Raw genomic sequence first — 20,167 nt, forward strand, 5'->3', positions numbered from 1 at the left:
CCCGGCCTGCCGGGCGGTGGTCCCGGCGGCTTAGGGCCTGAGAAGGAAGGTCACGGGACCGTCATTGACCAGGCTGACGACCATATGGGCACCAAATTGGCCCGTTTCCACCCCTGGCGCGTGATTTTCACGACAGATCTCGACAAATCGATTGAACCCGCGTTCAGCCTCGTCCGGCGGCGCGGCGCTGGTGAAGCTGGGCCGCATGCCCGACCGGGTGTCGGCGGCCAAGGTGAACTGGCTGACCAGCAGCAGGCCGCCGGCGGTATCGCGCAGCGAACGGTTCATCTTCCCGGCCTCGTCGGCGAATACCCGGTAGCCCAGCAGGCGCTCGGCCATTCGCTGCAGCTGGGCCTCGCTGTCGCCCGGCTCCATGCCGACCAGCGCCAGCAGGCCGGGGCCGATCTGCCCCACCGCTTCGCCCTCGACGTGGACGGCGGCCTGGCTGACGCGCTGGATCAGGACGAGCATGCGGGGGCTTCCAATGAACACGGCCGGCCACGATAGCAGCGCCCTTGGCTAAACTGGCGCCGATGAATCCGCAACGCAAAGCCCGGCTGGTCTACCGCGCCACCACCCTGTTCGCCCGCCTGCCCTGGCCGCTGCTGCGGGGAGTCGCCCGTGCCCTGTCCTGGACCTGGATCAGTCTCAACGCCCGTGAGAGCCGCGTCACCCGGCGCAACCTGGAGTTGGCCTACCCGGACCTGGAGGGCGCCGCGCGCGACCGCCTGCACCGGAAGCTGCTGCGCTCCACCGCCCTGCAGGCCATCGAAACCCTGCGACTGTGGAGCCAAGCGCCGGCCGACAACCTGCGCCTGCACCTGAAGCAGCGCCACGGCGAGGCCCTGTACGACGCGGCGCTGGCCAGCGGCAAGGGCGTGATCGTGGCGGCGCCGCACTTCGGCAACTGGGAGCTGCTGAACCAGTGGCTGGCCTCGCGCGGGCAGATCGCCATCGTCTACAAGCCACCGGAGGACGAGGCCAGCGATGCCTTCCTGCAGCTGGTGCGGGGCGGCCAGAACGTACAGCAGGTGCGTGCCGAAGGCCCGGCCGTGCGCCAGCTGTTCAAGGTGCTCAAGGACGGCGGTGCCACCGGCATCCTGCCCGACCAGCAGCCCAAGGCCGGCGATGGGGTGTTCGTGCCGTTCTTCGGCGTGCAGGCGCTGACCATGACCCTGGTCAACCGGCTGGCCGAGCGTACCGGCGCCACCGTGCTGTATGGCTGGTGCGAGCGCATCGGGCCGGACATGGAGTTCGCCCTGCACATCGAACCGACCGACCCCGCCGTGGCCGACCCGGACCCGCAGGTGGCCGCTACCGCGCTCAATGCAGGCATCGAGCGCATCGCCCGCCGCGACCCTGCGCAGTACCAGTGGACCTACAAGCGCTATACGCTGCGACCATCGGGCAGTGGCGAGGAAGACCCCTACGCGACCGAGGAACACCCGCACTGACGGCCGCTCCACTCAGGCCACCGGCCCCTGCGACCGGCGGCCGCACCACGTTGAATACGACGCCGGCGCCCCCATAGAGACTGCGATGTCCGCCTCCCCCGGTCCTGCCATGCCTGCTGCTTCTTCCCTGTTCGGCGATCCGGCCGCGATCCGCTGCGAGCGCGCGGTTTCCGAACTGCGTGCCGGTCGCCCGGTGCTGCTCCACGATGGCCAGGGCCAGCGCCTGGCGGTGATCGCGCTGGACAGCGCCACGGCCAGCAGCTTCGCTGCCTTCGCCAATGCCGCCCACGAGCGGCATTACCTGTTCCTGACCGCCACCCGCGCCCGCGTGCTTGGCGTGGAGGCCCCGCAAGGTGCGCGCCTGCCGCTGGCCGGTGTTGCCTTCGACGCCCTGCCCTCGCTGGGCTATCTGCGCGAACCGGGCCCGATGCCGGACGGCTGGAGTGCCGGTGACGCCTTCGATGCAGGCGCCGTGGAACTGGCCCGCCTTGGCCTGTTGCTGCCGGCCATGGTGGCGGTGCGCCTGGACGCCGAAGACCGCACCTTCGATGGCGCTTCCGAGGTGGCGCTGTGCGACCTCGCCGAAGGCGCAGCACATGCGGCCCACGACTACGAACTGGTGGCGCGTTCACCGGTGCCGTTGCGCGACGTCGGCATGACCACGTTCGCGGTGTTCCGCGGCGGCGTCGCCCAGCGTGACCAGGTCGCGATCATCGTCGGCGAACCGGACCTGTCGGCGGTGGTACCGGTGCGCGTGCACTCCTCGTGCCTGACCGGTGACCTGTTCGGCTCGCTCAAGTGCGACTGCGGCGACCAGCTGCGGCGCGGCCTGCGCAAGCTGAAGGAACTGGGGGGCGGCGTGCTGCTGTACCTGGACCAGGAAGGCCGTGGCACCGGCATCGCAGCCAAGATGCGCGCCTACGGCTACCAGCACGACGGCCTGGACACCATCGACGCCGACGCACAGCTGGGCTTCGGTGCCGACGAGCGCCGCTACGGCAGCGCGGTGGCCATGCTGCGTGGCCTGGGCATTTCGCGCGTGGCCCTGCTCAGCAACAACCCGACCAAGGCGCAGCGCCTGCGCAATGCCGGCATCGAAGTGCTGGACTGCATTCCGGTCACCGGCGAAATCACCGCCGAGAACGAACACTACCTGCGCACCAAGGCCGATCGTGCCGGCCACCTGCTGGATGTGGACGCGCTGATCCAGGCTGCCCAGTAACGCAGCCGACCTGCTACCGTCTGCGCGGTGCGGCCACGGCCGCCACCGCCCGCCCTGCCACCTGACGGAGCCCGCGTGACCGACGTTCCCCTTACTGCTCCGCCCACCGATGCCTGGCAGTCGCTGCCGCGCCGCGCCTCGCGGCTGGCCGCACTGGAAGGTGCCTTCGGTGGCCTGTTTGTGCCAGGCCTGCCGCTGGCCGCTGCATGGTGGTTCTTCGATCTGCCCGGTGGCGTATGGGTCGCAGCCCTCGGGCTGCTGGTGGGGGCTGCATGTGGTGCGTGGCTCGGCCACCGCCGCCTGGTCCGCACCCGTTGGCGGCTGGACGCACAGGGCCTGGGCCTGCGACGAGACCTGATGTGGCAGCTGGAAACGCGCATTCCCCTGTCGCGCGTGCAGCACCTGGACCTGCGCCGCGGGCCACTGGAACGCCGCGCCGGTCTGGCCACGCTGATCGTGCACACCGCCGGCACCCGCATGAGCGCGGTGACCGTCAGCGGCCTGGACGAGGCGGATGCCGAGCGCCTGCGCGACACCCTGTCCCATCAGCTCGACCAGGACGCCGACGCCCTGTGAGCCTGCCACCACCTCTGCCTGCAGCGCTGCCCACCGGTGGCGAGGACCACCGCCTGCATCCGTGGTCATGGTTGTTCGTACTGTTGATGCAGCTGCGCCATTACTTCCTGCCGCTGGTCGCGCTGCTGGTGTTCGGCCAGCGGGGTGACCGCGACCCGATGTGGGCGCAGCTGATTCCGCTGACGGCAATTGCCGCACTGGTACTGGTGTCGGTGCTGCAGTACCTCAGCTACCGCTACCGTATCGGCAGTGATGCGATTACCGTGCGCAGCGGTCTGCTGGCGCGCAACCGGCGCGAGATTCCGTTTGCGCGCATCCACAACGTGGAAGTCCGGCAGAACCCGCTGCACCGCCTGTTCGGTGTGGCCGAGCTGCGCCTGGAATCGGCCGGCGGCGTGCGTCCAGAAGCCGAAATGCGGGTGCTGCAGCTGGACCAGGCGCTGGCGCTGGAACGACTGGTGCGCCAGCGCGGGCAGGCGCCGCAGGCCGCCGACGTTGTCGCCGCCGCCTCGATCACCGAGGCCGACACCGAACAGGTACTGCTGCGCCTGTCGAGCTGGGACGTGGTGCGCATGGGGCTGCTCTCCAACCGTGGCTGGGCGCTGGCGATCGCCGCGTTCGGTGTCCTGTTCCAGACCGTCCCGCGGCCGGTGATGGACGATGCCCTCCAGCGCGGTGGCCGCGAGGCCTTCGGCTACGCCAGCCACCTGCACCCCGGCGTGGCCGGCGCGTTCCTGCTGCTGGCTGCGGCTCTGTTGCTGGGCTGGCTGGCGCTGCGCGTGTTGTCGGTGGTGCTGACCCTGCTGCGCTACCACGGCTTCACCCTCAGCGAGCAGGATCGCCGCCTGACCGTTTCGGCTGGCCTGCTCAGCCGCACCCGCAGCAGCGTGGCGCGCCGGCGCATCCAGGCCTGGACGCTGCGCGAAGGTACGTTGCAGCGCTGGTTCGGACTGCGCCAGCTGCGCATCGACAGCGCCGCCGGTGGCCCTGCGCGCGATGAGGACCGCGCCCTGCGCGAACTGGCACCGCTGGCGTCAAGTACGCGTTGCGAGCAGCTGGTGCAGCACCTGCTGCCACAGTTGCAGTGGCCACCCGCGCAGTGGCAGTCCATTCCGCAGCGCGGCTGGTGGCGGCTGTGCCTGGGCGCGCTGCTGCTGGTGCCGCTGCTGGCTGCGGCCGCGTACTGGCGCTGGGGCCCATGGGGCCTGCTGGTGCTTGCGTGGCTGCCGGTGGCGCTGCTGGTCGCGCACCGGCAGATGGCGCGCATGGGCTGGTACCTGGACGAGCACTATGTGGCGGTGCGCGGCGGCTGGTGGAAGCGCTGGTGGCGCTGGGCCGAGCTGGACAAGGTGCAGGGCCTGCGCCTGCAGCGCTCGCCGCTGGACAGGCTGCTGGGCACCAGCAGCCTGCAGCTGGATACCGCCGGCGCGCATGGCGATGTGGCGCTGACCCTGCACCATCTGCCGCAGGCACAGGCGCAACAAGTGATGGAGCAGCTGGCCGCAGCACTCGCGCGGCGCAAGCTGCGCTGGTGACGGCGGGGCCGGATCCCGGCCGCGCATCCACGCATGGCGTGGATCTACTGTAGCGCCGAGCCCATGCTCGGCTTGACGCAGCCGAGCATGGGCTCGGCGCTACATCACCCCCGTTACCGCTGCGAGGGGCCCCAATAGCCCAGGTCCTTGCGGATCTGCAGATCGCGCACCCAGCTGCCGAACGGCTTGCGCCGCAGCGCGCCCATTTCACCCGACAGGAAATCCTCGGTGGCCGCGATCACGCGCTCGCTGGACAGGCCATCGCGGTACGGGTGGATGGCATCGGCGTAGCGCACGATTTCCGCCTGCAGCGCCGCGTCCGGGTGCAGCGCGCGCTGCAGCATCGCCTGCAGCTGCGCAGGATCATCGAAGTCGATCATGTGCGGCTTGGGCACGCGGTTGCGGAAGGTCACCACCGGCTTGTGCTGGACAATGAACTCCGAAACGATCGACGAGGTATCCGATACCAGTACATCGGCGGCGCGCTGCGCGGCCATCACCTGCTCGGGCTCGATGAAGCGGGCATTGGCACCGGCCAGCGCGCGGTAGCGTTCGAACAGTTCCGGCGGGCACTTCGGGTGCAGGGTCAGCAGCCAGTAGTGATCACCAGCAGCGATATCGGCGGCGATCTGCGCGTGCAGGTGCGGGGCCGCGCTCAACCGTTCAGTGAAGGTCGAGCCGAACAGGATCACCGGGCGCTCGCCGGCCGGAGCACGCAACGCGGCGCTCTCGCCACCGTCATCGCGGAACAGCGGGTCCAGCTTCGGCCAGCCGGTCTCTGCCACCGCGAAATGGCCCTGCAGGGCAGCGATCTCACGGAACGGCGCAGTGGTGGCCGGCCCCTGCGTGCAGTACAGGTCGAACATGCCGCGCACCCGGAAGTGGCCGCGCGCACTGTCGCGCTTTTCCACGTTGAAGCCATGGAACAGCTGCACCTTGGCCCCCGAAAGGAACGTCGGCACCCAGTTGGCCGCACTGAATACCGCCCGCGGACGCATTGCCAGGGCCTGCTTCAGGCCCAGGTTGGGCACCCCCGGCAGGCTGCTGCCGGCCGCGCCATCCTCGAACCAGGCTGCTACCTCCTGCCCGGACGCGTGCAAGGCCTGCGCCAACGGGGCGAGAATAGGCAGCGCATAGCGCTCCGTCGCAAACAACAGGTACCCGGCCATCATGTCCTCCACGACCGCTCCCATCGAACGGCCTTGCATCTCGGCGTGCATTATCGCGTTCAACGAGGCCGGGCGCATCGGCGACTGCCTGGCCTCGCTGGCCTTCTGCGATGAGATCGTGGTGGTGGACTCGCAGTCCACTGACGCCACCGTAGCCATCGCCGAGGCCGCCGGTGCCCGCGTGCTGCAGCGCCGGTTCGAGGGTTTCCGCAGCCAGAAGGCGTTCTGCGTCGAGCAGGCCAGCCATGACTGGGTGCTGTGCCTGGATGCCGATGAACGGATCAGCCCGGAACTGCGCGCGGCCATCGAACAGGCCCGCGACGGCGGCTTCAGCGGCCACGCCGGCTACCGATTCGCCCGCCTCTCGGAGTATTTCGGCAGGTTCCTGCGCCACGGCAACGCCTATCCGGACCGGGTGATGCGGCTGTTCGACCGCCGCCAGGGCGGCTGGCGCGGCAAGCGCGAGATCCACGAGGCGGCCAGCGTCGACGGCAGCGTCGGTACGCTGCGCGGCGACCTGATCCACTATCCGTACCGGTCATTGCAGCAGCAGCTGGCCAAGACCGAGAAGTATGCGCGGATGATGGCCGAGCACGAGTTCGCACGGGGCAAGCGGGCCACCCTGGGCAAGCTGGTACTGGCGCCGGCCTGGCGGTTCTGGCGCGGCTTCCTGTTCCGTGGCGGCTTCCGCGATGGCTGGCATGGCCTGGTCTACGCCTACGTACGCGCCAACTACGTGCGGCAGAAGACCATCATGCTGTGGATGCTGGGCAATGGACAGGCGGTGGCCGACCCGGCGCCTTCCGCGGACCGGCCGTGACCACGCTGTGTCACACTTCGCGGGCGTTGCCTGAAGATCCCCCATGAAAATCCTGTACACCAACTTCCACTATGGCGACGGTGGCGGCCACACCACGTACATCGTCTCGTTGGCGCGTGCGTTGCACGGCCAGCATACGCTCCATGTCGCCGCGCCGGCCGACAGCCGGCTGCTGCGGACCATGGCCGATGAAGGCCTTGCCCGCACACTGCCGATTGCGTTCGGCAGCGGCCTGCCAACGCTGCCCCGGCAGCTGGCCGAACAGCGTGCGCTGCGCAGGCTGGTGCGCGATGAAGGCATCGACCTGATCCACGTCAACGGTGCGCGCGACCACCGCTTCGTGATGCAGGGGCTGCTTGGCATGCGCCGCCCGCCGATCGTGCTGACCAAGCACAACAGCAAACCCACCGATACCTTCGGCAATGTGCTGCGCGCGCGCTGGGCCACCGATCGGCTGATCGCAGTCTCGGCCGACACCAAGCGCCTGCTGGAACAGGGCCCATACCGTCGCTGCCCGATCGACGTGGTCCGCAACGGCGTGGACCTGGAGCGCTACTCGCCACAGCCGGCCGGCACCGGCAGCGCGCTGCGCCAGCAATGGACGCAGGATCCACAGGCGCTGGTGCTGGTCAGCAATGCCGGCACCGACGATTACAAGGGCTGGATCGACCTGGCCCAGGCCATCGCGCGGCTGCCCGATGCGGTACGCCCGCACGTGCACATGGCCGTGGCCGGCCACCTGCCCACCGCGCAGCAGCGCGAACAGGTGCAGGCGCTGGGCGAGGTGGCCGCGCAGGTGCACTTCACCGGCCTGCTGGCCGATACCCGCGTACTGATCGCGGCCGGCGATGCTGGCTTCGTGCTGTCCCATGACGTCGAGACGATCTCCTTCGCCTGCCGCGAGATGATGGCCAGCGCCAAGCCGATGCTGGTCAGCGATTACGCGGGCCTGCCGGAAAACATCGAACAAGGCGTCGATGGCTGGGTCGTTGCCACCCGCGACATCGACGCCATCGCCGCACAGGTGCAGGCGCTGTACGCACAGCGCAATGCGCTGCCGGAACATGGCCGGGCAGCACGCCGCCATGCACAGCGGGAGTTCGGCCTGCAGACATTCGCCGACGCCACGCTGGCCAGCTACCACGCCGCCCTGGCCAGCCCCTGAGCCAGGTTGCCCGAACGCTCAATCGGTGATGCTGGGCCCCTGCAGGCGGCGCTCGTGCTCGAGTTCCGCCGCCGACGGCCGGCAGGTGCCGGCGACCGCGTCGGCAGGCACCAGCCACCAGCGGCGACGATTGGAAATGCCCGCCATTTCGGCCTGCGCACGATCAATGCAGGCCTGCATCGCATCTTCGTTCACCAGCAGCCAGCGGTGCTGCGGAACCAGCCGCTGCCAGCGCACGGCTGCCTGCAGCTGTTGATGCCAACGCGCTTCGAATCCAAAGGTGGCCGCAGGACGATCGGCCATCAGCAGGTTCTGCTCTTTCCATGCCACCAGTCCCAGCTCGGCCTGCGGGCCGATGCGTGCGCTGACCTCGCGCATCAGGCCACGGGCCGAGCTGGAATCGTTCAACACCGGATAGCCGACCAGGCTGTACAGCACCCAGACCCCGGCCAGAGTAGCGACCAGGGCAACGTGCCTGCGCCGGCGCCCGCACACCCACAGGCTCAAGGCCGACCAGGCCGCCATCGCCAGCGCCGCCCAGGCCAGCGCATCGGTGGCACCGGGAAGCAACCCGCGGCCATGGGTAAGGCGCACTTCGAAATCCGGATCACCCAGCAGCGCCAGCGCACCGACCAGGCCCAGCGCCAGTGCCAGCAACGCGGTGAATGCGCCCAGCACACGCTGCACATCGCGCCGCCTCAGCAGCCCCGGCAGCAACGGCGCCAACGCCAGGCAGAACATCGGCAATGCCGGCAGGATGTAGACGTCGCGCTTGCCGTGCGGAATGGAGAAGAACAGCACGACCAGCAGCCACCAGGCCAACGGCAGCAGGTAGCGCGCATCGCGCCGGCGCAGCCGCCGGAACCAGGCCGGAAGCGCCCACGGCAGCAGCAGGAACGCGGGGATCCACATCGACGGCATGATCGCCAGGAAGTACCACCACGGCTGGTGATGGTCCCAGGACTGCGTATAGCGCCGTGCGGTCTGCCGGAACAGGATGTCGTCCATGTAGGCGCGATACGGCTCCGAGCCGGTGGCCAGGCCGGCCAGCAGCATCGGCACCAGCCACAACGACACCGCCAGCAGGAAGGCCAGCGGTGCCAGCCAGAAGCGCAGGTCACGCACGTGCAGGCTCACCCGCGGCCAATGCAGCATGGATGCGACTGCGGCCGGCACGATCATCATCAGCGCCAGCACGCCTACGCCCTTGGTGATCACCCCGATGCCGGCGAAGAACCAGCCCATCCACCACCAGCGCCAGGCCGGGCCCAGCAGCAGATGGCGCAGCAGGCCGTAGTTGGCCAGGGTGATGAACAGCACCACCAGCGGATCGATCTGCGCCTTCTTCGCCTGGAAGGTGAAGTGCAGCGCGAACAGCAGTGCCCAACCCGCGTACAGCCCCACCTGCCGCGTCCACAGGCGGCGGCCGAGATCGACCACGCACCACAGCGTGCCCAGCGCGGCCAGCAGCGAGGGCAGCAGGAACGCCACCCGCCAGTGGCCGACCAGGCTGTACAGCGCGGCCTGCCACCACATCAGCATCGGCGGCTTGTCCGAATACAGTTCGGGGCCGCGATGCGGGAACAACCAGTAACCGCTGTCGACCATCTGCTTGGCCACCAGCGCGAAACGTGGCTCATCCGATGGCCACGGATCACGGAGGCCCAGGCCGGCCCCCAGCACCAGCAGGGCCATCACCACCAACAACCACGTCTGGCGCGACGCGTGGGTTTTCAGCATGGGACTCGAAACGGCAGCGGGGGTCAGGCTGCTTTTAACAGACGCGCGTAGAAGAAACCGTCAGCATCGTTTTCACCCGGCAGCCGCTGGCGTGCCACCCCTTCGCAATCCACGCCGAACGCATCGCCCAGTGGCTGCGCAACGGCATCCGGATGCCACTTCAGGAACGCGCGCACCTGATCGATGTTCTCGGCGCGCAGGATCGAACAGGTGGCATACAGCAGCACGCCACCCGGGCGCAGCATCGACCAGCAGGCTTCCAGCAGGCGCGCCTGCACGCCAACCAGTGCATCGATATCTTCAGCGCGACGGTGGAACATCACATCCGGCTGGCGGCGGATCACGCCAGTCGCCGAGCACGGCGCATCCAGCAGGATCGCGTCGAACGGCACGCCATCCCACCAGGCACCGGGATCACTGGCATCGGCAGCCAGGGTCTGCGCATGTTCGCCCACGCCGGTGCGGGTGTAGGTATCGCGTGCGCGGGCCAGACGGCGCGCGTCGATATCCAGCGCCAGCAGGCGCAGGCTGGGGTCGCGCTCCAGCAGGTGCGCCGACTTGCCGCCGGGTGCCGCGCAGGCGTCCAGCACGCGGGCACCGGCCACCGGGGCCAGCGCATCGGCCGCACACTGCGCCGACAGGTCCTGCACCGAGATCGCGCCCTCGGCGAAGCCGGGCAGCTGATTCACGGCAACCGGAGAGGCCAGGCGCAACGCGTCGGCGCTGAGCGGACTGGCTTCCGCGGCGATGCCGGCTTCGGCCAGCGCTGCCAGTGCCTTGTCACGGCCGCCCTGCTGGCGGTTGGCGCGCAACCACAGTGGCGCCGGTTGCAGGCTGGCGCTGAAGATCGCGTCGGCCTGCGCCGGCCAATCGCGTTCCACAGCATCGGCCAGCCATTCCGGGAAGGCATCGCGCGCGGGCTGTTCCGGGAAACCTTCGCGCTGCGCGCGGCGCAGGATCGCATTGACCAGGCCTGCCTGGCGCTCACGGCCCAGTGCACGCGCGGCATCGACCGTGGCCGACAGCGCCGCGTGCGCCGGCAGCTCGAGCACGTCCAGCTGGGCGAACCCGACCATCAGCAGCGTGCGCAGGTCGGCATCACGCGCCGACAGCGGCTTCTGCATCCACGACTGCAGCGCCGCGTCATAGGTGCTGCGACGACGCAGGACGGCAAAACACAGGGCTTCCAGCAGCGCGCGGTCGCGACTGTCGGCCAGCTTCGGCAGCGCCCAGGCCAGCTCGGCCTTCAGCGAACGGCCACGGGTGAACACCTGTGCCAGCACACGTGCGGCCAGCATGCGCGTGGCCGCGCCCGGCGCCGCCTTGGCGACGGAGAAATCGTTCTGCTTCGACACCGCTTATGCCCCCACGCGCAGATCGCGGCGGGCGTTGAGGTAGTCGGCCGCAGTAATCGCCTTGCCACCTTCCCGCTGCAGCACGCGCAGGCGCAGCGCGCCCTGGCCACAGGCGATGTCGATGCCATCGCGGCTGGCCGCCAGTACGGTGCCCGGTGCCTGGCCGTGGTCCGCCTCCAGCGCCACCGCACCATGGATGCGCACGCGTTCACCGGCCAGCGTCGCCTCGGCGATCGGCCACGGATTGAACGCGCGCACGGTACGCGCCAGCGCGCCGGCGTCCTGCGCCCAATCCAGCTTCGCTTCGGCCTTGTCCAGCTTGTGCGCGTAGGTCACGCCCTGCCCCGGCTGCGGCCGCGCGATCGGCTTGATGCCGGCACGCAGCAGGCCCAGGCCATCGGACAGCACCTGTGCGCCCAGCTCGGCCAGCTTGTCATGCAGCTGGCCACCGGTATCGGTGGCCGCGATCGGCAGTTCCTGGTGCAGCAGCACCGGGCCGGTATCCAGGCCGGCCTCCATCTGCATCAGGCAGACGCCGGTCTTGGCGTCGCCGGCCTGGATCGCGCGCTGGATCGGCGCGGCACCGCGCCAGCGCGGCAGCAGCGAGGCATGCACGTTCCAGCAGCCGTGGGTCGGAATGGCCAGCACCGCCTTGGGCAGGATCAGGCCATAGGCCACTACCACCATCAGATCCGGCTGCAGGTCGCGCAGCTGCTGCTGGGCGGCCGCGTCCTTCAGCGACTCCGGCTGGTAGACCGGAATGCCACGGGCCACGGCTTCCAGCTTGACCGGCGACGGCGCCAGGCCACGGCCACGGCCGGCCGGACGATCAGGCTGGGTGTAGACGGCCACGACCTCATGATGGCGCGCAGCCGCGCGCAGCGATGACACCGCGAATTCCGGCGTACCGGCAAAGACAATCCTCATGGCTACCCCACTTGCAGGATGGATTCGTGCAGGAAAGAAAACGGCGCCGTCGGCCGGCGCCGTACAGCCCGCGCGTGCCGCGCAGGCGCGGGCCACCCGAAGGGTGGCCCGGATTGGCGATCACGCCACGTGCTTGCGCTGCTTGGCCAGCTTCTTGCGCACCATCTCGCGCTTGAGCGGCGACAGATAGTCGATGAACAGCTTGCCGTCCAGGTGATCCATCTCATGCTGGATGCAGGTGGCCAGCACTTCGCCGGCTTCCATCTGCTGTTCCTGGCCGTTGCGGTCCAGGTACTTCACGGTGATGGTATCGGCACGGGTGACGTCAGCGAAGATGCCCGGAACCGACAGGCAGCCTTCCTGGTACACCCGGCCCCCGTCCTTGGCGACGATTTCCGGGTTGATGAACACATGCGGTTCATTCTTTTCTTCGCTGACGTCGATGACCATGAAGCGCTTGTGCACGTCCACCTGGGTGGCGGCCAGGCCGATGCCCGGGGCGTCGTACATGGTCAGGAACATGTTGTCGATCAGTTCCTGGAAGGCCGGCGTGGTGACTTCGGCGGCTTCGATCAACGCAGCCTTGGTACGCAGGCGCGGATCGGGGAACTCGAGAATGGGGAGAAGGGCCATGGCTGTTTCCGGATAGGGGGCCGGCACGCCGGCATACGTCGCAGATTCTAGCTCCAACGCTTGCCTTGCGCCCCGGTTTCTGGACTATAGTGCGCGAACCTGTTGGGGAATCAGGGCTTCACACCTATGTTGCTTCGTTTTCGTACGGTCGTCGCCGCGGCGATGCTGACCGTGGCTGCCTATGCTACCGCCGTGGAAGTGAATGGCGGGCACCCGGACACCTATGTGGTCCGAAAAGGGGATACGTTGTGGGATATCGCCGCACGTTTCCTGCAGAAGCCGTGGCTGTGGCCGGAGATCTGGCAGGCCAATCCGCAGATCGCCAATCCGCACCTGATCTATCCCGGTGACGTGCTCAGCCTGGCCTATCTGGACCGGGTGACCGTCGCTGCCAAGCCCGGCCCGCGCCAGGAAGCCCCGATCGATGCCATTCCGCTGGCCCAGGTCGAGCCGTTCCTGAAGCAGCTGAGCGTGGTCGACAGCATCGAGCAACTGCCCTACGTGGCCGGCCTGGAGGAAGAACGCCTGCGCGTCACCAGCGGCAGCGCGGTGTACGTACGCCTGGCTGACGCCCAGCTGGGCCAGCGCTGGGCCGTGGTCCGCCCGACCGTGCGCTATGCCCAGCCCAAGCCGACCGAGGACCTGACCGCCAACGGCGACGTCACCCCGGGCAGCGGCAACCTGTGGCGGGCCTACAACGCCCCCAACCACCGCCGCGGCGTGCTCGGCTATGAGCTGGCCCAGGTCGCCACCGGCACCATCACCCATGTCGCCGGCGGCAAGGTCGAGGCGTCCACCCTGGTGCTGGACAAGAACGAGGGCGGCCGCGAGGTGCGTGCCGGCGACCGCCTGGTCCCGGTCGAGGCCAAGCCGTACGACCTGCAGTTCATTCCCCATGTCCCGGCCGCCGGTGTGGAGGGCGTCGACGTGCGCGTGCTGGCCGTCACCGACATGTTCACCGCCGCCGGCCCGCGCGATGTGATCGCGATCTCGGCAGGCCGCGCGCAGGGCGTGGACAACGGCACCGTGTTCTCGTTGTGGCGCCCAGGCCGCCACGTGGCGCACCGCATGAAGTACCCGACCTCGTCGCGCATGGACGATTCGCTCAGCACCGGCGCAGGCCGGGTCTCGCTGCCGGACGAATATGCCGCGCACGCCATGGTGTTCCGTACCTTCGACAACGTCAGCTACGCGCTGGTGATGCAGGGCGTGAAGCCGGTGCGCGTGGGATACAACGCACTGCACCCGGATGCGCGGTAGAGTCGACTGTTAGTCGACTGCTCTTCACCGCCCCCCGAAAGCGCCCGCGCTGCGCGCGGTAGTCGACTGACAGTCGACTCTACAGGGGCGGTCTCCGGCAAAGTCTGACAGCCACATGCGAAGGCGCCCTAGGGCGCCTTTGTTGTATGCGCTCGATAGTGGGGGGATGACCAACCCAACTGACGAGGCGCTGCTGCGCCTGTTGATGGCAGGCGGCGCGCTGGCACCACGTCGGGCGCTGCTGGAGGCCGCAGGCAATGCGGAAATCGCGATCGCGCAGGGCACCGCGAACTGGCGCGCGCACGGCTGCACGCCAGAGCAGTGCGCCGCACTGGAACGCCCGGACGCCCGTGCCTCGGCCGTGGCACGGCGCTGGCTGGAAGACGACAACCAGCACCTGCTGGCCTTCACCGATCCGGCATTCCCCCCGGCCCTGCTGGATGTTCCCAACCCACCCCTTGCGCTGTTCATCGCCGGTGACCCCAGCCTGGCCTGGCGCCCGTCGGTGGCGCTGGTCGGCAGCCGCTCGCCAACGCCGGGCGGACGCGCGCTGGCAGCCCGCTTTGCCGGCTGTTTCGTCGAAGCCGGACTGACGGTGACCAGCGGCCTGGCGGCGGGCATCGACGCCGCCGCCCACCAGGCGACACTCGACGCCGGTGGTTGCACCGTGGCGGTCATCGGCACCGGCCCGGACCGGGCCTACCCGGACAGCCACGCCCGCCTGCAGGCCCGGATCGCTACCGAAGGCGCGGTGCTCAGCGAGTACCTGCCAGGCACGCCGGCACGCCCCGGCCACTTTCCCGCCCGCAACCGGCTGGTGGCCGGGCTGGCACTGGCGACGGTGGTGGTCGAGGCCGCCCAGCGCTCCGGCGCCCTGATCACCGCACGCCTGGCCGCCGAGGCCGGCCGCGAGGTCTGCGCCCTGCCCGGCTCGGTGCTCAATCCACGCGCGGCGGGCTGCCATCGGCTGATCCGTGAGGGTGCTGCATTGGTCGAGCGCCCGGAGGAGGTCCTGGAACTGCTGGCCCCCGCCCTCCGCCAGCAGCTGCCGGGCTTGCAATCACGGTTGGCCACCCCCACTGAACAGGCACCGCCGGTACTCCTGCCGGCGCGCTGGGCCGACGACCCTGACTACCAGTGCTTGTGGCGGGCCCTGGACCACAACCCAAGCAGTATGGATTCACTGATCACGCGCTGTGGATTGACGGCGCCCCAGGTGTCCTCCATGCTGCTGGCCATGGAACTGGCGGGAATCGTGGTGTGCGTACACGGCCGCTACTGTCGAACTCCCTAGTTTCTTCACCTCCACAGCGTCGCGCGACGCAGGCCGAGGGGCAATGAAAGAGAGCATCCTGGACGTACTGCTGTACCTGTTTGAACACTATTTCAGCGAAGATGCGGACCTGATCCGTGACCGCGATTCGCTCCAGAACGGCCTGATCCAGGCCGGTTTCAGCCCAACCGAGATCAACAAGGCATTCGACTGGCTCGATGCCCTGGCCGCGCAGCGGCCGAGCGTGGCCCAGGCACGGGTCGATGGCCCCGTGCGCGTCTACCACGGCCCCGAGCTGGACAAGCTGGACGTGGAATGCCGTGGTTTCCTGCTGTACCTGGAACAGCACGGCATCCTCGACGCCGACCAGCGCGAGCTGGTGCTGGACCGGGCGATGGCCCTGGACCAGGACGAACTGGACCTGGACGACCTGAAATGGGTCGTACTGATGGTGCTGTTCAACCAGCCCGGCTCCGAGGCGGCGTATGCCTGGATGGAGACGCAGATGTTCATGGACGAGCCAGAACCCCTGCACTGACCGTACACTTGGGGGCATAGCGCATTCAGGAGCGTCCCCGTGAGCGAGTGGTTCCATGCAGAAGGCAACCGGCAGCAGGGTCCGCTGCCAGCGGAACAGTTGGTCGAGTTGTTCCGCAACAACCAGATCTCCCTGGACACCCTGGTCTGGCGCGACGGCCTGCCGCAATGGCAGCCGTTGCGCACCGTGGTCGACGAACTCGGCCTGATCGTGCCGGCGCTGGACGCTGCCACGCCACCCGTGGAACCCGAGCCCGAACCGGAACCGGTGGCACCGCCTCCGCCGCAGCCGCCGGTACTGCCGCCGTCCACCCCCTACACCACCAGTGCATCGGCCACCGCCCTGCCGGCGCCGAAGAAGAAGCTGTCCGGTTGCGCACTGACCGCCATCATCGGCGGCGGCCTGCTGCTGGTGCTGGTACCGATCGTGGCCATCCTGGCCGCCATCGCGCTGCCTGCCTACAACGACTACACCGTGCGCGCCAAGGTCGCCGGCGCAGTGACCGCACTGCAGCCGTTGAAGGACCAGGTGCAGCATTTCGCCGATGACGAAGGCCGTTGCCCCGGTGCCAACGACGCCGGCTTCCCGGCCCCGGGTGACTTCGCCCATGCAGGGCTGTCGGCGGTGAACATCGGTCGCTTCAACAATGGCCACTGTGGCATCGAAGCCACCCTGGCGCTGCCCGGCAAGAGCCTCGATGGCGACCTGCTGTGGCTGGAATACGATCGCGACAGCGGCCGCTGGGAATGCAGTGGCGAAAGCAACGACAAGTACCTGCCGCCGTCGTGCCGCGGCTGAGCCACGCGCACGCCAGCACCTCCAAGGATGATTCAACAGGGAACATGCAATGACTGAGTGGTACTACGCCGAAGGACAGCAACGCCAGGGCCCGCTGCCGGTCCAGGAGATCCGCCAGCGCTTCCAGCGTGGCCAGCTCAACCTGGACACACTGGTCTGGCGCGAGGGCATGGCCCAGTGGGCTGCACTGCGCCAGGTGGTCGACGAGCTCGGCCTGCAGACGCTGGCCGATGCCAGCACGGCCACCAGCAGCGGCGGCTTCGACCTGCGTGGCGACTATGCCGCCATCGACAACGGCAGCGCCCCGCTGCCCGGCACCGGCGCACTCAGCAGCTCGCCATACAGCGCTCCAGCCGCCGCCGGCGGCGGTGGCCACGCACAGCCGGTGGTTGGCGGTGAAGTGGTCTACGCAGGCTTCTGGAAGCGCGTGGCGGCCTACATGATCGACTACTTCGTGCTGGTCATCCCCGGCAGCATCATCGGTGCCATCCTCGGTGCGATCCTCGGCGCCAGCATGGGCGCGGTGGGCAGTGGCGAATCGGCCATCGAGATCGTGGCGCAGCTGGCCAGTGCCCTGATCAACCTCTGCATCGGCATGGCCTACTACACCTGGTTCCACGCCTCGCAGGGCGGCGCCACGCTGGGCAAGATGGCGGTCGGCATCAAGGTCGTGCGTGGCAACGGCGAGCGCCTGACCAAGGCGCGCGCATTTGGCCGCTACTGGGCCATGCTGCTGAGCAGCTTCACCCTCGGCATCGGTTTCCTGATGGCGGCCTTCACCGAGCGCAAGCAGGGCCTGCACGACATGATCTGCGACACCCTGGTGGTCGACCGCTGGGCCTACACCGACCAGCCGCAGCTGCAGCGCCGCGAGCTGGGCACGGTGACCGTGCTGGTGCTCGTGCTGACCGGCCTGCTGTCGCTGGCGGGCGTGGTCCTGCTGGTGTTCGCGGTCGGCTTCATCGCCAAGATGGCCTCATGAACGGCCATCCTCACGCCTGGCTGCTTGACATGGGCTGGCCGGGCGTGATTCCTCTAATAAGGTGAAACCTGAACGCCCGGCACATTACCGGGCGTTCAGTTTATGGATTTGCCCGTGGCCGCTTCACTAATGCGGCCGTTTGCTCCACCCTAGCGGCCCCTCTCCCCCGGTCCGCCCACAGACCTTTCCTGACATGCCCAAGCACCTGCTCATCGTCGAATCGCCGGCCAAGGCCAAGACGATCAACAAATACCTCGGCAAGGACTACACGGTCCTGGCCTCGTATGGGCACGTGCGCGACCTGATCCCGAAGGAAGGCGCGGTCGACCCGGACAACGGGTTCGCCATGCACTACGACGTGATCGACAAGAACGAGAAGCACGTCGATGCGATCGCCAAGGCCGCCAAGGGCGCCGACGACATCCTGCTGGCCACCGACCCGGATCGCGAGGGTGAGGCGATCAGCTGGCACATCGCCGAAATCCTGAAGGAACGCGGGCTGGTCAAGGACAAGCCGATGCAGCGCGTGGTCTTCACCGAGATCACGCCGCGCGCGATCAAGGAAGCCATCAGCCAGCCGCGCGAGATCGCCAGCGACCTGGTCGATGCCCAACAGGCGCGCCGCGCGCTGGACTACCTGGTCGGCTTCAACCTGTCGCCGGTGCTGTGGCGCAAGGTCCAGCGCGGCCTGTCGGCAGGCCGCGTGCAGAGCCCGGCGCTGCGCATGATCGTCGAGCGCGAGGAAGAGATCGAAGCCTTCATCGCCCGCGAGTACTGGTCGATCGCCGCCGAGTGCGCGCACCCCTCGCAGCACTTCAACGCCAAGCTGGTCAAGCTGGACGGGCAGAAGTTCGAGCAGTTCACCATCACCGATGGCGACACCGCTGAAGCAGCGCGCATGCGCATCCAGCAGGCCGCGCAGGGCTCGCTGCATGTCACCGATGTGGCCAGCAAGGAGCGCAAGCGCCGCCCGGCGCCGCCGTTCACCACCTCCACCCTGCAGCAGGAAGCCTCACGCAAGCTCGGCTTCACCACCCGCAAGACCATGCAGGTGGCGCAGAAGCTGTATGAAGGCGTGGCCATCGGCGACGAAGGCACCGTCGGCCTGATCTCGTACATGCGTACCGACTCGGTGAACCTGTCGCAGGACGCGCTGGCCGAGATCCGCGATGTGATCGCCCGCGACTACGGCATCGCCTCGCTGCCGGACCAGCCGAACACCTACCAGACCAAGTCCAAGAACGCCCAGGAAGCGCACGAAGCGGTGCGCCCGACCTCGGCGCTGCGCACGCCGGCCCAGGTCGCACGCTTCCTCACCGACGACGAGCGCCGCCTGTACGAACTGATCTGGAAGCGCGCCGTCGCCTGCCAGATGATCCCGGCCACGCTCAATACCGTCAGCGTCGACCTGTCGGCCGGCAGCGAGCACGTGTTCCGTGCCAGCGGTACCACCGTGGTGGTGCCCGGCTTCCTGGCCGTGTACGAAGAAGGCAAGGACAACAAGAGCGCCGAGGACGAGGACGAAGGCCGCAAGCTGCCGGCGATGAAGCCAGGCGACCGCGTGCCGCTGGAACGCATCCAGGCCGAACAGCATTTCACCCAGCCGCCGCCGCGCTACACCGAAGCGGCGCTGGTGAAGGCGCTGGAAGAGTACGGCATCGGCCGTCCCTCGACCTACGCTTCGATCATCCAGACCCTGCTGTTCCGCAAGTACGTGGAAATGGAAGGCCGCAGCTTCCGCCCGTCCGACGTCGGCCGCGCAGTGTCCAAGTTCCTGTCCAGCCACTTCACCCGGTACGTGGACTACGACTTCACCGCCAAGCTCGAAGACGAGCTCGACGCCGTCTCGCGTGGCGAAGAAGAGTGGATCCCGCTGATGGCCCGCTTCTGGGAGCCGTTCAAGGAGCTGGTGGAAGACAAGAAGGAATCGGTCGACCGTGCCGAGGCCAGTGGCGCGCGCGAGCTCGGCACCGACCCGAAGACCGGCAAGCCGGTCAGCGTACGCCTGGGCCGCTTCGGGCCGTACGCCGCCATCGGCAGCACCGCCGAAGATGCCGAAGAAAAGCCCAAGTTCGCCTCGCTGCGCCCCGGCCAGTCGATGCACACCATCTCCCTGGAAGACGCGCTGGAGCTGTTCCTGATGCCGCGCGCGCTGGGTGAGGACAAGGGCGAGCCGGTCAGCGTCGGCATCGGCCGCTTCGGCCCGTTTGCCAAGCGCGGCAGCACCTATGCCTCGCTGAAGAAGGAAGACGACCCGTACACCATCGACCTGGCCCGCGCCGTGTTCCTGATCGAAGAGAAGGAAGAGATCGCGCGCAACCGGATCATCAAGGAATTCGACGGCAGCGACATCCAGGTGCTGAACGGCCGTTTCGGCCCGTACATCAGCGACGGCAAGATGAACGGCAAGATCCCCAAGGATCGCGAGCCGGCATCGCTGACCCTGGCCGAAGTGCAGCAGCTGATGGAAGAAACCGGCAAGCCGGTGCGCAAGGGCTTTGGCGCCAAGAAGGCCGCCGCGAAGAAGGCCCCGGCCAAGAAAGCAGCGGTGAAGAAGGAAGCCGCGCCAAAGAAGGCCGCTGCAAAGAAAGCGCCTGCCAAGAAGGCCCCGGCCAAGAAAGCGGTAAAGAAGGCCGCCGCCAAGAAGGCCCCGGCGAAGAAGGCCGCTGCAAAGAAGTAGATCCACGCCATGCGTGGATGAGGGGCAAGGTGTGCGGACC

The 20,167-nt window shown here is 68.4% G+C and carries 18 protein-coding genes; 12 read left to right on the top strand and 6 right to left on the bottom strand.

What is annotated here, in order from left to right:
• Positions 1–30: 30 nt before the first annotated feature.
• On the bottom strand, positions 31–471 hold the full coding sequence (gene dtd, locus GOC52_RS18165; protein WP_049480200.1) for a D-aminoacyl-tRNA deacylase: 441 nt from the start codon (positions 469–471) through the stop codon (positions 31–33).
• A gap of 62 nt (positions 472–533) precedes the next feature.
• On the opposite strand from dtd, the gene GOC52_RS18170 reads away from it, so the two are divergent.
• From GOC52_RS18170 to GOC52_RS18185, 4 genes are all read left to right on the top strand, one after another.
• Positions 534–1,454 carry a lauroyl acyltransferase gene (locus GOC52_RS18170; protein ID WP_043397526.1) on the top strand — a complete coding sequence of 307 codons (921 nt, stop codon included), beginning with the start codon at positions 534–536 and terminating at the stop codon, positions 1,452–1,454.
• A gap of 85 nt (positions 1,455–1,539) precedes the next feature.
• Complete coding sequence (gene ribA, locus GOC52_RS18175) at positions 1,540–2,676, top strand: GTP cyclohydrolase II RibA (RefSeq protein WP_019338917.1); 1,137 nt, start codon at positions 1,540–1,542, stop codon at positions 2,674–2,676.
• Between the two features lie 75 nt (positions 2,677–2,751).
• On the top strand, positions 2,752–3,252 hold the full coding sequence (locus GOC52_RS18180; protein ID WP_043397520.1) for a PH domain-containing protein: 501 nt from the start codon (positions 2,752–2,754) through the stop codon (positions 3,250–3,252).
• Positions 3,249–4,787 (top strand): PH domain-containing protein, encoded by a 1,539-nt coding sequence (locus tag GOC52_RS18185; protein ID WP_191850079.1) that lies wholly within the window; start codon positions 3,249–3,251, stop codon positions 4,785–4,787. Before GOC52_RS18180 ends, GOC52_RS18185 begins: the two co-directional genes overlap by 4 nt.
• A 113-nt stretch (positions 4,788–4,900) precedes the next feature.
• On the opposite strand, the gene GOC52_RS18190 is transcribed toward GOC52_RS18185, so the two are convergent.
• Positions 4,901–5,959 carry a CDP-glycerol glycerophosphotransferase family protein gene (locus GOC52_RS18190; protein ID WP_043397515.1) on the bottom strand — a complete coding sequence of 353 codons (1,059 nt, stop codon included), beginning with the start codon at positions 5,957–5,959 and terminating at the stop codon, positions 4,901–4,903.
• Between GOC52_RS18190 and GOC52_RS18195 the strand changes: the two genes are divergently transcribed.
• Both GOC52_RS18195 and GOC52_RS18200 read left to right on the top strand, forming a co-directional pair.
• Entirely contained in the window at positions 5,958–6,776 is an 819-nt protein-coding gene (locus GOC52_RS18195; RefSeq protein ID WP_100446813.1) for a glycosyltransferase family 2 protein, read from the top strand. The two genes, GOC52_RS18190 and GOC52_RS18195, sit on opposite strands and share 2 nt — an antisense overlap.
• 43 nt (positions 6,777–6,819) lie before the next feature.
• Positions 6,820–7,941 carry a glycosyltransferase family 4 protein gene (locus GOC52_RS18200; protein ID WP_191850081.1) on the top strand — a complete coding sequence of 374 codons (1,122 nt, stop codon included), beginning with the start codon at positions 6,820–6,822 and terminating at the stop codon, positions 7,939–7,941.
• Positions 7,942–7,959: 18 nt separating this feature from the next.
• Here GOC52_RS18200 and GOC52_RS18205 read toward each other — a convergent pair whose 3' ends face one another.
• From GOC52_RS18205 to def, 4 genes are all read right to left on the bottom strand, one after another.
• Positions 7,960–9,681 (bottom strand): ArnT family glycosyltransferase, encoded by a 1,722-nt coding sequence (locus tag GOC52_RS18205; protein WP_010481182.1) that lies wholly within the window; start codon positions 9,679–9,681, stop codon positions 7,960–7,962.
• A gap of 23 nt (positions 9,682–9,704) precedes the next feature.
• Positions 9,705–11,036, bottom strand: a complete 1,332-nt coding sequence (rsmB, locus tag GOC52_RS18210) for a 16S rRNA (cytosine(967)-C(5))-methyltransferase RsmB (protein ID WP_010481181.1) — start codon at positions 11,034–11,036, stop codon at positions 9,705–9,707.
• Between the two features lie 3 nt (positions 11,037–11,039).
• Positions 11,040–11,963 (bottom strand): methionyl-tRNA formyltransferase, encoded by a 924-nt coding sequence (gene fmt / locus GOC52_RS18215; protein WP_191850083.1) that lies wholly within the window; start codon positions 11,961–11,963, stop codon positions 11,040–11,042.
• A 120-nt stretch (positions 11,964–12,083) separates the two neighbouring features.
• A complete protein-coding gene (gene def, locus GOC52_RS18220; protein ID WP_010481177.1) occupies positions 12,084–12,596 on the bottom strand; it encodes a peptide deformylase in 513 nt (170 codons plus the stop codon).
• 126 nt (positions 12,597–12,722) lie between these two features.
• Here def and GOC52_RS18225 point away from each other — a divergent pair, with 126 nt between their 5' ends.
• The 6 genes from GOC52_RS18225 to GOC52_RS18250 all read left to right on the top strand — a co-directional run bounded on the left by GOC52_RS18225 (position 12,723) and on the right by GOC52_RS18250 (position 20,127).
• The gene (locus tag GOC52_RS18225) at positions 12,723–13,856 is read left to right on the top strand and encodes a LysM peptidoglycan-binding domain-containing protein (protein ID WP_043397503.1); all 1,134 of its coding nucleotides are present in this window, start codon (positions 12,723–12,725) and stop codon (positions 13,854–13,856) included.
• Positions 13,857–14,022: 166 nt separating this feature from the next.
• The gene (dprA, locus tag GOC52_RS18230) at positions 14,023–15,150 is read left to right on the top strand and encodes a DNA-processing protein DprA (RefSeq protein ID WP_049413065.1); all 1,128 of its coding nucleotides are present in this window, start codon (positions 14,023–14,025) and stop codon (positions 15,148–15,150) included.
• Positions 15,151–15,193: 43 nt separating this feature from the next.
• A complete protein-coding gene (locus GOC52_RS18235) occupies positions 15,194–15,667 on the top strand; it encodes a DUF494 family protein (RefSeq protein WP_005411195.1) in 474 nt (157 codons plus the stop codon).
• Positions 15,668–15,706: 39 nt separating this feature from the next.
• Complete coding sequence (locus GOC52_RS18240) at positions 15,707–16,465, top strand: pilin (RefSeq protein WP_019338922.1); 759 nt, start codon at positions 15,707–15,709, stop codon at positions 16,463–16,465.
• A gap of 49 nt (positions 16,466–16,514) precedes the next feature.
• Entirely contained in the window at positions 16,515–17,447 is a 933-nt protein-coding gene (locus GOC52_RS18245; protein ID WP_010481172.1) for an RDD family protein, read from the top strand.
• Between the two features lie 193 nt (positions 17,448–17,640).
• On the top strand, positions 17,641–20,127 hold the full coding sequence (locus tag GOC52_RS18250) for a DNA topoisomerase I (protein WP_191850085.1): 2,487 nt from the start codon (positions 17,641–17,643) through the stop codon (positions 20,125–20,127).
• Positions 20,128–20,167: the final 40 nt, after the last annotated feature.

The organism is Stenotrophomonas sp. SXG-1 (assembly GCF_014083965.1).
Classification (GTDB): domain Bacteria; phylum Pseudomonadota; class Gammaproteobacteria; order Xanthomonadales; family Xanthomonadaceae; genus Stenotrophomonas; species Stenotrophomonas geniculata.

Excerpts from the sequence above, each read along its gene's own strand:
- dtd (WP_049480200.1), bottom strand. The coding sequence starts at position 471 with ATGCTCGTCCTGATCCAGCGCGTCAGCCAGGCCGCCGTCCACGTCGAG.
- GOC52_RS18170 (WP_043397526.1), top strand. The coding sequence starts at position 534 with ATGAATCCGCAACGCAAAGCCCGGCTGGTCTACCGCGCCACCACCCTG.
- ribA (WP_019338917.1), top strand. The coding sequence starts at position 1,540 with ATGTCCGCCTCCCCCGGTCCTGCCATGCCTGCTGCTTCTTCCCTGTTC.
- GOC52_RS18195 (WP_100446813.1), top strand. The coding sequence starts at position 5,958 with ATGTCCTCCACGACCGCTCCCATCGAACGGCCTTGCATCTCGGCGTGC.
- GOC52_RS18190 (WP_043397515.1), bottom strand. The coding sequence starts at position 5,959 with ATGATGGCCGGGTACCTGTTGTTTGCGACGGAGCGCTATGCGCTGCCT.
- GOC52_RS18200 (WP_191850081.1), top strand. The coding sequence starts at position 6,820 with ATGAAAATCCTGTACACCAACTTCCACTATGGCGACGGTGGCGGCCAC.
- GOC52_RS18205 (WP_010481182.1), bottom strand. The coding sequence starts at position 9,681 with ATGCTGAAAACCCACGCGTCGCGCCAGACGTGGTTGTTGGTGGTGATG.
- fmt (WP_191850083.1), bottom strand. The coding sequence starts at position 11,963 with ATGAGGATTGTCTTTGCCGGTACGCCGGAATTCGCGGTGTCATCGCTG.
- def (WP_010481177.1), bottom strand. The coding sequence starts at position 12,596 with ATGGCCCTTCTCCCCATTCTCGAGTTCCCCGATCCGCGCCTGCGTACC.
- GOC52_RS18225 (WP_043397503.1), top strand. The coding sequence starts at position 12,723 with ATGTTGCTTCGTTTTCGTACGGTCGTCGCCGCGGCGATGCTGACCGTG.
- dprA (WP_049413065.1), top strand. The coding sequence starts at position 14,023 with ATGACCAACCCAACTGACGAGGCGCTGCTGCGCCTGTTGATGGCAGGC.
- GOC52_RS18235 (WP_005411195.1), top strand. The coding sequence starts at position 15,194 with ATGAAAGAGAGCATCCTGGACGTACTGCTGTACCTGTTTGAACACTAT.
- GOC52_RS18245 (WP_010481172.1), top strand. The coding sequence starts at position 16,515 with ATGACTGAGTGGTACTACGCCGAAGGACAGCAACGCCAGGGCCCGCTG.
- GOC52_RS18250 (WP_191850085.1), top strand. The coding sequence starts at position 17,641 with ATGCCCAAGCACCTGCTCATCGTCGAATCGCCGGCCAAGGCCAAGACG.